9 protein-coding genes (1 of these 9 cut by a window edge) are annotated in these 7,500 nt (G+C 41.8%); 4 read left to right on the forward strand and 5 right to left on the reverse strand.

Annotation, left to right across the window (positions count from 1 at the left end):
• A protein-coding gene (ygiD, locus tag FHG67_RS17590) for a 4,5-DOPA-extradiol-dioxygenase (RefSeq protein ID WP_004498617.1) crosses the window boundary here: on the forward strand, positions 1-106 show its final stretch. It extends 668 nt beyond the left edge of the window; only the last 106 of its 774 coding nucleotides appear in the window; its start codon lies beyond the left edge, outside the window; its stop codon occupies positions 104-106.
• A 4-nt stretch (positions 107-110) separates the two neighbouring features.
• Here the strand turns inward: ygiD and FHG67_RS17595 are convergent, their stop codons facing one another.
• From FHG67_RS17595 to FHG67_RS17610, 4 genes are all read right to left on the reverse strand, one after another.
• Complete coding sequence (locus FHG67_RS17595) at positions 111-1,622, reverse strand: HTTM domain-containing protein (protein WP_004498612.1); 1,512 nt, start codon at positions 1,620-1,622, stop codon at positions 111-113.
• Entirely contained in the window at positions 1,579-2,562 is a 984-nt protein-coding gene (dprA, locus tag FHG67_RS17600; RefSeq protein ID WP_004498620.1) for a DNA-processing protein DprA, read from the reverse strand. Before dprA ends, FHG67_RS17595 begins: the two co-directional genes overlap by 44 nt.
• Positions 2,559-3,578 carry a tetratricopeptide repeat protein gene (locus tag FHG67_RS17605; protein WP_004497200.1) on the reverse strand — a complete coding sequence of 340 codons (1,020 nt, stop codon included), beginning with the start codon at positions 3,576-3,578 and terminating at the stop codon, positions 2,559-2,561. Before FHG67_RS17605 ends, dprA begins: the two co-directional genes overlap by 4 nt.
• A 161-nt stretch (positions 3,579-3,739) precedes the next feature.
• Positions 3,740-4,087 carry a DoxX family protein gene (locus FHG67_RS17610; protein ID WP_002619751.1) on the reverse strand — a complete coding sequence of 116 codons (348 nt, stop codon included), beginning with the start codon at positions 4,085-4,087 and terminating at the stop codon, positions 3,740-3,742.
• Between the two features lie 139 nt (positions 4,088-4,226).
• On the opposite strand from FHG67_RS17610, the gene FHG67_RS17615 reads away from it, so the two are divergent.
• From FHG67_RS17615 to FHG67_RS17625, 3 genes are all read left to right on the forward strand, one after another.
• Positions 4,227-4,676: a GNAT family N-acetyltransferase gene (locus FHG67_RS17615; protein WP_036085992.1), complete on the forward strand. Its 450-nt coding sequence runs from the start codon at positions 4,227-4,229 to the stop codon at positions 4,674-4,676.
• Between the two features lie 234 nt (positions 4,677-4,910).
• Positions 4,911-5,957, forward strand: a complete 1,047-nt coding sequence (locus FHG67_RS17620) for a hypothetical protein (RefSeq protein ID WP_004498614.1) — start codon at positions 4,911-4,913, stop codon at positions 5,955-5,957.
• Positions 5,958-6,004: 47 nt separating this feature from the next.
• Positions 6,005-6,748 carry an LIC_13076 family protein gene (locus FHG67_RS17625; RefSeq protein WP_020782753.1) on the forward strand — a complete coding sequence of 248 codons (744 nt, stop codon included), beginning with the start codon at positions 6,005-6,007 and terminating at the stop codon, positions 6,746-6,748.
• Between the two features lie 42 nt (positions 6,749-6,790).
• Here FHG67_RS17625 and ispF read toward each other — a convergent pair whose 3' ends face one another.
• Positions 6,791-7,276 (reverse strand): 2-C-methyl-D-erythritol 2,4-cyclodiphosphate synthase, encoded by a 486-nt coding sequence (gene ispF, locus FHG67_RS17630; RefSeq protein ID WP_004502367.1) that lies wholly within the window; start codon positions 7,274-7,276, stop codon positions 6,791-6,793.
• Positions 7,277-7,500 lie beyond the last annotated feature (224 nt).

A 7,500-nucleotide genomic window follows, 5' to 3' on the forward strand; every position in this document is an offset into this window, starting at 1 on the left:
GATTTTTTACGTTTTAGGCGCGATGAAACCCGAAGAGAAAGTAAAGTTTATTCATCATAGTTTTCAGAATCGAACCGTATCCATGCGGTCCTTTACTTCGGTTTAAAAAATTATTCTTCGTCTCCGGAGAAAACCCATTCTTTATTGAGTAAAGAATTGGAAACCTTCATCAAATCTCTCTCCGGATCGATCAGGATTTGGCTTTTCCTTCCATTTAAAGAAACCATAACGTCCGCATACACTGAAACTTCCTGAGCGGTTTTTTCCTTTTCATTTTTACCGACCCAATGAGCAAATTGCAGAATCAGATCCGGTTGATAACTCATCATAATCCTCTGGATTTCGTTGAGATGAGATTCCGGAAGAACTACGTTCGTTTCCCCAGTTTGTTGGTTCACCACTCGAAATGAGGCAATCCCGTTCTTTTGGACCAACATGATCTGCCAGGAAAACCGAAAGCCCTGCTCCGTCCAAAGATGATTTCCCGGATATAAAAAATGTCTAAGAGGAAATAAAGACTGAAAAAGAACGTAAAAAATCCAAAAATAACGAAGAATACGATCCGATAAAAGAAAACCGAATTTTTTTCTCAGCGCCTCAACTTTATAAAAAACAAACTTTTCCGAAATAGAAGACTTAGATTCTAAAAAAAATAAATAAGATTCGATAAAAGCCAAAACCGACTTCTTAAAATGAATCGGAAAACGGGTCCACAAAAAATGAAAAATGTTCTCCCGGTCCGGAAGCATACTTTTGGATTTCAGAAATTGAAACAGATCGACCGGCCAAGTCGGGGAGAAAAACAAAGTGGCGTTCAAAATCATAACCCAAGGAAACATTCCGATCGGAAACAACTTCCAAGTCAAAAAATGAAATATTACAACTAAAGAATATCCTAACATTCTCGTCTTGCGGAATAATAATAAAAAAGGAACCGAAAGATCGAACATCAAACCGGCATAACTAAAAAAGTATCCGGTAGCCGACATGGAAAGAATCGGACCGAAAAGCGGAATATCAGAATTACGAAGAAGCCAGATTCGCACCGGTTGCGCGTCGAAAAGCCAATCCGGAACCAATTTACCGATTCCTCCGAAAAAGTAAACCGCTCCAATCTGAAATCTAAGTATATAAAGGCTCCATTGCGGAATCGGATCTATCTCTTCAATCGATCCACTTTTGAATATTCTAAAAATATGAAATATATTCAAAGCCCTATCTGCCGGAATCCAAATCAAAATAAAAAGTAATAGACAAACGAGATAGTAATGATTGAGATAAACCGCAACTTCGAGAAGGTTAACATACGTAAAAATCAGAAAAAAACAAAAAACAGAAATCCTGTAAAAGATTCCCAAGGAGATAAAAACCGCAAAAAAAAGAAGCGAAACAAAAAGAGGATACAAAACCCAACCGGGAAAAACTCCGATCCAGGAAAAGCCGTAAAATTTGAAATGAAAACTCGGATCCAAAAAATATCTGGAAATCCAGCCGTTTGTAAAATAACGAAATACTAATATAAAAAGCAGAATACCGAATATGATTCTATAAAGTCCCAGCGACCAAGCGGGAACCGGATCAGAGGCCCGGAAGAATAGGTTGGAAAAAAGTTTTTTTCGCATAATAACCGGAACCGATCGATCTCCACTCACCAGAAAAGCGTTTCTCGGAAAGTTCTGCAAGCATTCCCGGAATTTTCGATTGGGAATCCGGCAAAAGATAATTCATATGAAAAACTTCTCTCATCCCAAAAGAGATATCATTCAGATCCAAACTTACCGCTCCATCTCGAATTAGAATTTCCCCTCCTTGATTTTTCGTCTGACGCGGATCGGAAAAGATAAAAATATTTCTGTTTTGTTCCAATGCGTTGTAGGCGGACGAGATCGCGCCCGATTTTTCAGGAGCTTCCACAATAAAAACGGAATTACATATTCCCGTCACAATTCGATTCCGTTTTGGAAACGTATATTTCAAAATTTTTTGACCGGGAGGATATTCCGTCAAAATCAAAGTTCGTTTCGAATCCTTCATTCTCTGATAGAGTTTTTTGTTTTCAAAAGGATATTCCGTTTCCGGCCCGGTTCCCATAACTCCGATAACCGCCAACTCTTCGTCTAACGCAGCATTCATACTCGTTGCGTCGATTCCTTTAGCAAAACCGGAAACGATCCCCGAAAAGCCGTTTTTCTTCAAATAGGAAGGCATCAACTCAGCCGCATAACGGGAAATCGGAGAAGGATTTCTCGTACCTACAACCGCCGCAAAGGATAGATCTAAAATATTCAAATTCCCTTTATAAAACAAAACCAACGGAGGATCGTATATTTCCTTTAAAAGAGAAGAATATTCCGGATCAAAAAAAGAAAGAACCGAAAATCCGGTCTTTTTTAAATCGTTTGAAATTTTTTCCGAGGCATACAAAGCCTCCCGTAAAACGGAAGAAGGGAAAAAACGTTCCAAGTGTTCGCTCAAACTCATCCAAGAATTCAATTTTTCGAATATTCTATTCTTCAAACAAAATTTGGAGACGTTGGGATCGGCGAGAACGAGAGGATTCATTCCGCTTTCGAGGAACTCTTTTCGATTTTTTTCAGGTTTTGAAGTACGTTTTGATACGAATCGTTCTTTTCAAGACCTCCGCGAACGAGACCGGCGTCGTTCAATTCCTCGATCGTCTTTTTGACCTTTAAATATTCTTCCTTGGAATCTTCCGTCCTACCGAGGCGATACAGGAAGTTGGCTTTGGCAAAACGGGCCGGAACATTTTTATATTCTTTTTTGATAATATCATCCAGGATTCGAAGAGCCTTGTCCTGATCATGAAAACCGGCCGACACGCCTTCCCAGGAAGAATCCGGCATGGAAGAATCGAAATAGATGAGAGCGAGTTGAAACGGAAACCGCGAATCGCGGGGATCCTGAATGGCCAGATGAGTGAAAAGATCAATCGCGATCTGTCTTCTTACGGTCTCCCAACCTCTGTCTTTCGAAGCGTTCGCATAAGCGAGAGCCGTTTCAAACAAGAGTTGTTGATCGATCGGCTTCAGAAGAAGCGCTTTTTCAAAAAATGGAATCGCAGGCTCGAAAAAATGAAGTTCCGCGCCTACGATTTCCACTTTTTTCCCTTCGTTGTTTTCCTTCAACGCTCGGTTGTAAAATTTGACTCCCATATCGTAGCTGCCGATTTTCATATAACCCTGGGCAATTTTCCAACTGAGAGCGCCCGCAGATCTTGTCTTTTGAGCCATTGAAGAAATTTTCTTCTCCAATTCTACGAGCTCCGCTTCCTCCATCGCAAGTCTCTCTTTCCACGCTTCCAGATCTTCCACAGCCGGAGGCCTATCTCCCCGGTTTTGAAATCCGAAATTTTTGGACCTTTCACAGGAGACAAAAACGAACAAAAATAAGAACAAAAAAATCCGTTTCCATGGAAAATCGGAATCCGTGTCTTTGAATGCAACACGGTTGCGGAAATCCGAATCCTTAGAACCGGATGGGAAGTTTCCAAAACTTTTATAAAAGAAAATTTGAATTTTTAGTAAAGCTAAGATCAGGCGCAGGATATTTTGAAACATACGATTTCCTAGGTTAGAATCGACCCTTTTCTATGAGTATCGGCTTAAGGAAAAAATCCCTTCTCCCCTAATTGATGCGGTTTTAGAAATGGAAACTGCAGTTTGAATTTTCGAAAAAAAAGAAAAAGCGGAGTTTTTTCCCCGCTTTTTAGAGGAAAAAGTCAGTCTTTTGAAGTTCCTGCAATCAGAAGAGCGGCTCCTAAAAGAGAAACATCTTTCAAAAGTGCGATTGTGGAGGCCTGATTCCCCGCAGCCGCACCCGGAAGATGAACCAAAACCACAAAAATTCCCAAAAGAACCGCAAGAAGAACCGTCGCCAAATACGTCTTAATTCCGGTAATCACAGAAACCGAAGCCGCAATCAAAGCCAGCCCGGTTACATAAACCCAAACGATCGGAAAAGGAATATAAGAAGGAACGATTCCCGTCATCGCAGGACCCGAGATAAAGTGAAATAATCCAAAAATCGCAAAGGGAACTGCATATACAATTTTACCTATTTTTTTCATATCAACTCCTCAATTCATATCCTTCAGAGAAAATTTCCGAAATCAGTCATTCTATCCGAAAGTCAAATACCGAATCCTGATTGAATATTGAACTTCAGCAACTATAATTTGACCAAAAAACAAAAGTGAGTTTTCTATTTTGGATATAAAAGTTCTCAATAAAACTGATCTGGATTGGCTCTTTGCCTTGGAAGAGAATTGTTTCGGTAGTCACGCCTGGACAAAAGAAATGCTATACTCTCACCTTCGAGAGTTTTCAGGAATCGGTTCGACTGATCTTTGTTACATTCTCTATAAACTCGTCGGTGACGAGATAGAAATCTATCGAATCGCGGTGCATTCCCGTCAGAGAAGGCAAGGAAAGGGAAAAGAACTTTTGGAGCATTTTCTGAGTTTCGAAAAGGACAAAACGTTTTTTCTGGAAGTCGATTCTATGAATTCTCCGGCAATCGCTTTGTACGAGTCGTGCGGCTTCCAAAGAATTCATGTAAGAAAACATTATTATGAAAACGGCTCGGACGCATTGATTTACAAAAAAGCTCCGATAGATATTTTTGAAAATTTTAGTTTTAACGTCCCGGATCCCTAAGACTATAAATTCTTCCTAAATCTTTCGGCGAAATTTGAAGTTTCATCAGTTTACAAAAGCAACCGGGGTCTTAGGAATGCGTTTTTCCACTGTATTCAAAAATTCTAAACGAACCTCGTCTATGTCCGTTTAACGATTCCATGAAATTTTTTTATAATGCGTTTATTAAAAGTCCTTTTTTAGCTGAAAGTTATTTCCAATCGGTATACACTGCTTTTATTGGAAATTTTTAATATGAGAAGAATTCTTCGAACTTTTTTACCTCTTTTTGTCTGCGGATTCTTTGTGAACTGTTTTTTAAATCCTCTTTCTAAAATCGTCACCGATACCGCTTTCCCCGCGAAAGAAGACTGTCCGAACTGCGAGGAACAACTTCTTCTTGCGGTCTCCTCCGTCTTACGCCTTCACACCGATGAAATCCCTCGCTCTGATGGAATCCAAGCGTTCGCTTTAGATCTTTCCGCGTTCTTTCCCTTTTATTGCATCGCCGGAATCTGCGCGGGAGGAATCACCGAGAATCAACCTACATCCACGGTTAGCGTTGCGGTTCCGAACGGAACCGATCTAACCTCCTTAAAGCCTAACTTTTTGATTCCCGAAAATTCCAAACTGGAAGTGAACGGAGAAACGCAAGTTTCGGGAACGTCGATTCAGAATTTCACCAATCCCGTGATCTATAAGTTTACGGATTCCAAGGGAGCAGCTCAAAGTTATACCGTGACGGTAAGTCCCGCCCTTCCCGAAGACAGAGTAAACGGAACCGTTTTATTTCCGGCCGGAGACCTTTGGACGAAATGTTCTTATGGCCAGGTTTGGAGGCCGGGCTTCAACGATTGTAAGGGAAAGGGAAACGAAAGCGATAATTACGGAGCGAACACGGACATCGTCTTTTGCGACACCGCCGACGCGTCTTGCGACATCTACGGAAACTTCGCGTTTCAAAACGCGTGTTTAGAGATGCAACAAATATTATCGCCTCCTAATATTCCTATGAACGTATTGAGAGCCGGGGATTTTAACCGTCTAAGCGCCCTGGTCCTATGCAACGGTTTTTCCAAAGGACCTTCTTGTGGAACTGCAGATCAGTGTCCCGGAAATTCCGGAACCACCGTCAACGAAAGTCTGTTCCCGCAAACCGTAAACGGTTACTATTGGACTTCGTCCATTTGTTCGCCTGCGAACATGCAGGTGATCCAATTCGGCGGATTGAGCAACACAACCGTTCAGGCAAAAAACGGCAAGGGCAAGGTTCTGCGTTGCACTTATAATATCTTTTCATGATATACTCTCAAACAATCAAATTCCCGTTTCATTCTAGGTGATTTCGTATGAAATTTAGATTTTACATTTTGTTTTTCTATTCCATTCTGATCCTATTCGCAAACTGCAAGATCGATCAAAGAGTCAGCGGGGATAAAGGCCATCGGACCGTTTTAGCTTCCGCTGACGCGAGTTGTCAGATCGTTTCCGTAGAACCTCTGTATTCCTTTCTGTTCGGTTTGGTTCCGGTATTTCGTAAAATCGAACCCGAGCCGGGACCGGGACAAACGTTACGCGTCACTGAAGTTACAAACTGGAAGGACTATATAGTGACTGTGTTAGGCGGCTGGGCGATCACCTTGGTCCGCCGAACAAGAACGATCGAATTCTGCGAAGAGAGCATATACGCCAGTAACTGGAATCCCGAAAAGATTTCCGTCGATCAGACCTTGTATCAGATGGCTGTATCCGGTAAAATTATCGTCCATTTAAAATCGGGGGATCCTTTGACCCAGGTAAAAATCGTAGGTTTTGACGAATCCTCCGTGGACGTTGAAACCGTGATTCCCGATCCTCAAGGCGGAGTGATGGATCGGGCTTTTTTACGGGACGGTTCGATTTTGGACGGTAAGCAGATCGGACAGGACGACAAAGAAGTGATTATGGAAAACCTGGAAGGAAAAAAAATTACGATCGCCAAAGCGACCCTTCATAAAATCGATATGCGGGTCCCAAAAACGATTAAAGAAAAAAAGAATATTCTAAAATCCGAAATTTCCAGGATCGCGTTCGAGGATCCGGGAAAAAAATAATGGTAGTTTCCACATTTTAAAGTTTTGGGGCAGAGACGGATTCTAAGACTCTTTTCCCAAAAGAATCGTACAAAACGTTCCGATCCCTTCCTGGCGTCCCAAAGCTCCCATCTTTTCGGTGGTCGTCGCTTTCACGGAAACACAATCGGTCGGAAGATCGAGAAGGTTACTCAGCGATTTCGTAATTTTTTCTTTGAGAGGAGCGATTTTGGGCCTTTCTCCGACCACGGTGCAATCCACGTTGACGAGTCGGAAATTTCTTTCCTTCATCAGTTTCAAACATTTCGCGAGAATGATCTTGCTATCGATGTTCTTCAATTTTGGATCGGTATCGGGAAAGTATCGACCGATGTCCCCCAAAGCCAAAGCCCCTAAAATCGCATCAGAGATCGCATGCAAAATAATGTCCGCATCGGAATGACCTACGAGCGCAAACTCGGACTCGCATTCCACCCCTCCCAGGATCAGAGGACGGTCTTGGTTTATTTCCAACTTATGAAAATCGATCCCGTTTCCAATTCTAAACATTCAATATTCCTAAATTAACGTGAGTTCGGTGTAACAAAATGCGAAAGCGATTATATGTTTCAACCTGAATGCCGATCCATAGAGCGTTTTACTGAGTTTAGGGAGAAACATTGAGTTTAAGCACGGTCGCGAGCTATTTTATCTATGAAACTCGCGAGCTGCGACGACGACTCATAGGGAGTCGTTGCACCTTAGTTTCTTATTCGCCCAAACTTTCTTACGTC

Source organism: Leptospira weilii (assembly GCF_006874765.1).
GTDB classification, from domain to species: Bacteria; Spirochaetota; Leptospiria; order Leptospirales; family Leptospiraceae; genus Leptospira; species Leptospira weilii.

What these genes read in the sequence shown, in the direction of transcription:
- FHG67_RS17625 (WP_020782753.1), top strand. Translation starts at nt 6,005, where the DNA reads ATGAAATTTAGATTTTACATTTTGTTTTTCTATTCCATTCTGATCCTA.
- dprA (WP_004498620.1), bottom strand. Translation starts at nt 2,562, where the DNA reads ATGAATCCTCTCGTTCTCGCCGATCCCAACGTCTCCAAATTTTGTTTG.
- ispF (WP_004502367.1), bottom strand. Translation starts at nt 7,276, where the DNA reads ATGTTTAGAATTGGAAACGGGATCGATTTTCATAAGTTGGAAATAAAC.
- FHG67_RS17610 (WP_002619751.1), bottom strand. Translation starts at nt 4,087, where the DNA reads ATGAAAAAAATAGGTAAAATTGTATATGCAGTTCCCTTTGCGATTTTT.
- FHG67_RS17595 (WP_004498612.1), bottom strand. Translation starts at nt 1,622, where the DNA reads ATGCGAAAAAAACTTTTTTCCAACCTATTCTTCCGGGCCTCTGATCCG.
- FHG67_RS17620 (WP_004498614.1), top strand. Translation starts at nt 4,911, where the DNA reads ATGAGAAGAATTCTTCGAACTTTTTTACCTCTTTTTGTCTGCGGATTC.
- FHG67_RS17605 (WP_004497200.1), bottom strand. Translation starts at nt 3,578, where the DNA reads ATGTTTCAAAATATCCTGCGCCTGATCTTAGCTTTACTAAAAATTCAA.